Annotated in this window: 2 protein-coding genes; both read left to right on the top strand. The window is 56.9% G+C overall.

Annotated features, from left to right (window positions below):
• A partial coding sequence (gene thrS / locus Q0216_RS05345) for a threonine--tRNA ligase (protein WP_298593553.1) occupies positions 1 to 1773 on the top strand: 1773 nt, incomplete at its 5' end.
• A gap of 553 nt (positions 1774 to 2326) precedes the next feature.
• Positions 2327 to 2544 (top strand): aminotransferase (locus tag Q0216_RS05340; protein WP_298593552.1); only part of this gene is annotated, 218 nt, incomplete at its 3' end.

The raw sequence follows: 2544 nt of genomic DNA, 5'->3' as shown, positions 1-2544 counted from the left end.
AAGGACGCCAAGCTGGGCATTGGCCCGTACATTACTGACGGCTTCTACTTTGACTTTGATGTGGCTGAGCCGTTCACCCCGGAAGATCTGAAGAAGATCGAGAAGTCGATGATTAAGATCATCAAGTCCGGTCAGCTGTTCCGCCGCCGCGTGGTCACCCACGACCAGGCTGTCGCCGAGATGGCGAACGAGCCGTACAAGCTGGAGCTGCTCTCCCTGAGCCAGGGCCCCGGTTCCGGTGCGGATGCTGCCGAGGGCGCATCCGTGGAGGTCGGCGAGGGTGAAATCACCATTTACGACAACGTGAACCCGAAGACCGGCGAGACCGTCTGGAAGGACCTCTGCCGCGGCCCGCACCTGCCGAACACCAAGCTGATTGCTAACGGTTACGCCCTGATGCGTGCCGGTGGCGCGTACTGGCGCGGTTCTGAGAAGAACCCCATGCTGCAGCGTATTTACGGTACCGCATGGCCGACTAAGGACGAGCTGGTGGCGTACAAGGAGCGCATCGCTGAGGCGGAGCGCCGCGACCACCGCCGCCTGGGCCGTGAGCTGGACCTGTTCTCCTTCCCGAAGAACATTGGCCCCGGCCTGCCGGTGATTCACCCTAAGGGTGGCGTGATTAAGCGCGAGATGGAAGATTACGTGCGCACCCGCCACATTCAGGAGGGTTTCCAGTACGTCAGCACCCCGCACATTTCGAAGGAAGACCTGTTCTACACTTCCGGTCACCTTCCGTACTATGCGGACGGCATGTTCCCCTCCATGGAGCTGGATAACGGCAACTACCGTCTGAAGGCTATGAACTGCCCGATGCACAACGAGATTTACCGTTCTCGTGGCCGTTCGTACCGTGAGCTGCCGCTGCGTTTCTTCGAGTTCGGCACCGTGTACCGTGATGAGAAGTCCGGCGTGCTGCAGGGCCTGACCCGCGTGCGCATGATTACTCAGGACGACTCCCACTCGTATGTGACGAAGGAGCAGGCACCGGATGAGGTGCGTCACCTGCTGAAGTTCATGCTGAGCCTGCTTGAGGACTTCGGCATGACTGACTTCTACCTTGAGCTGTCGACCCGCGACACTGAGGGTGATAAGAAGGATAAGTTCATCGGTACTGATGAGCAGTGGGAGGAGGCTACCGCGGTTCTGGAGCAGGTTGCGAAGGAGACCGGTCTGGAGCTCGTCCCGGATCCGGGTGGTGCTGCGTTCTACGGCCCGAAGATTTCGGTTCAGGCGAAGGACGCGATTGGCCGTACCTGGCAGATGTCGACTGTGCAGTACGACTTTAACCAGCCGAGCCGTTTCGGTCTGGAGTACCAGGCTGCTGACGGTACCGTGCAGGAGCCGGTCATGATTCACTCGGCGAAGTTCGGCTCGATTGAGCGCTTCTTGGGTGTGCTGACTGAGCACTATGCGGGTGCGTTCCCGGCGTGGCTCTCGCCGGTTCAGGTGATTGGTGTGCCGGTGGCTGAGGCGTTCAACGACTACATGACTGAGATCGCGGATAAGCTGCGTGCGCACGGTGTGCGTGTTGAGGTGGATTACGGTTCGGATCGTTTCACGAAGAAGATTCGTACTGCCTCTACTGAGAAGGTTCCGTTCATTCTGATTGCTGGCGGTGAGGATGCGGAGCACGGCGCTGTTTCGTTCCGTTTCCGCGGTAATAAGCAGGAGAATGGTGTGCCCGTGGATGAGGCTGTGGCACGTATTGTGGAGCATATCCGCAACCGCGTGAACGAAGACCCCAAGCCCAGCACGGAGTCTGCTGAGTAATAGCGGTTTAGGCTTCTAACCTAGCTATATAGAAAACCACCCCCTTTGCGGCGACAAGCTGCGGAGGGGGTGGTTTTTGTGCTTTGAGGAGGTGAGGGTGGGGGAGTGCGGTTGGGGTGCAGAAAGTTGTGTCGCGGGCTAGTTATTAGCCCCAGAGTGCTAGCGTGGTAGTAAGGCGAACGTCCATAGTCATTCAGAAAATGGGTAGCTGGATGGTCCTAAAAATGATGCATCGCTGTTGATTATTGAGGGAGCACGAGCGTATGAAGTCGAATAAGTATGTTCCTGTTGGGATGCTGTTCTTGATCCTTGCAATTATCTTGAATGTGGTGTCAAATGTCAGCGACTTGGTGCTTGGAATTCTCTACGGTATCGGAATAGCAGTATTGATTATTGGACTATTTAATAGTCGAAAATAGGTGCTGTAGCAGACATAAAAGGGACCCGGCAGGCCATCCGATTGGATAGCCCGCCGGGTTTTTCGGGAAGCCGAGTTTGTTTACGAAGAAGTAGCAGGTTTTGCCGTTGAAGTGCATTTTGAAAGGGTGAAGGTATGGCAAGCGTTGAGGCGATGAAGGAACGGGCTCGTATTGTGGGTCGTTTCAACCTGTCTGCTCGCCGAAACCCGGAACACAAGGCACTTGTTGTGCTCGCCGCGCAGAAGTCGGGAGGGGAGTGCCATGTTATCCCCGTTGCTCCCGGCGAAGATGAGGCTGAAGTGCTCCGCCGTGCTCGCAAGGTCGCGGGCGATAAACCGGTCATTATCGTGAC

It is taken from the genome of uncultured Rothia sp. (assembly GCF_937976295.1).
In the GTDB taxonomy this organism is placed as follows: Bacteria; Actinomycetota; Actinomycetes; order Actinomycetales; family Micrococcaceae; genus Rothia.
Note: the sequence above shows the minus strand (reverse complement) of the source record. Positions and strands in the feature narration are given on the sequence as shown.